Origin of the sequence: Mesorhizobium australafricanum, assembly GCF_033977265.1 — a bacterium.
GTDB classification, from domain to species: domain Bacteria; phylum Pseudomonadota; class Alphaproteobacteria; order Rhizobiales; family Rhizobiaceae; genus Mesorhizobium; species Mesorhizobium australafricanum.
Genome location: NZ_JAVIIT010000061.1, coordinates 1 through 1,045, shown reverse-complemented (window position 1 = coordinate 1,045; position 1,045 = coordinate 1). Strand labels below are relative to the sequence as shown.

Below are 1,045 nucleotides of genomic sequence, written 5' to 3'. Positions count from 1 at the left end.
AGGCGCCCAGCAGGCCAGCTCGTTTCAAGAGTTTTCCTCAGCTCCAGTTACCCCGTTCGAGGGGGCTTGGGATTGGCTCACCACGCAGATGCAGTCCTCCACGCCCTCGTCTGCGAGGTCTCCGTCCTCAGACATCTACCGCGGTCTTGACCCTCTGGTTGATTTGCCCTCCACGCCCTCGTCTGCGAGGTCTCCGTCGTCAGACATCTACCGCGGTCTTAACCCTCTGGTTGATTTGCCCTCCCTCCCCTCGTCTGCGAGGTCTCCGTCATCAGACATCTACCGTGGTCTTGACCCTCTGGTTGATTTGCCCTCCACCCCGCACGAGTTGCGTGACGATGCTCACTATGCATCGGCGTTTCCGAGCACATCGACGGATGCTCAGATAGCGGCGTTGAATCAGACAGCCTCGTTCCACGGCCACGGTGGGCTAGAGCTCGGCGCCAGGGATTGGCTGAGCGACGAGCATATCGCGGCGGATTACATGCTTCTGATTCAGGATCTGCAGCGGGACAATCCGGATCTCGCCTCCCGGACGCGGCTCGTGGATCCGCTCATAGCCCACTATCATCTGCGCTTGGGCTCCCAGAGCGTGGCCACGCGCGCCTTCCAGCACATTGTCCATGATCACGATGGTAATGACACAGCCGACTTCCTGTTCCTGCCAGTGAGCGATGCCAGTGCTTCGGATCCCAATCGCCGCGGCAGCCATTGGTCGCTGCTGCTCGTTGATCGTCGCGAACGGGCAAGGCCGGCTGCCTATCATTACGATTCCGCCGTGGGATACAACGACGGGCCTGCAGCACTGCTCGCACAACGGCTGGGCGCTCGTCTGGAGCTAGCCCGCATGACCCAGCAGAGCAACGGCTATGATTGCGGTGTCTTTGTGCTGGACGGGACGCGGGCATTGGTTAGGGGCCTGGCGCAAAGAGGACGGTCAGGCGTGCTGCACCTCGACAACCTCGTTGTCGATCGGCTGGCACTGCAAACCCGACTGAGGCGCTGACTGGGGTGGCTGCTGATAGAGCTGGCTGGAGCGGAACTG

General features: G+C 61.4%; 1 protein-coding gene. It reads left to right on the top strand.

What is annotated here, in order from left to right:
* The first annotated feature begins 394 nt into the window (after nucleotides 1-394).
* Entirely contained in the window at nucleotides 395-1,006 is a 612-nt protein-coding gene (locus tag RFM98_RS31165; RefSeq protein ID WP_320224066.1) for a C48 family peptidase, read from the top strand.
* The last annotated feature ends 39 nt before the right edge of the window (nucleotides 1,007-1,045 follow it).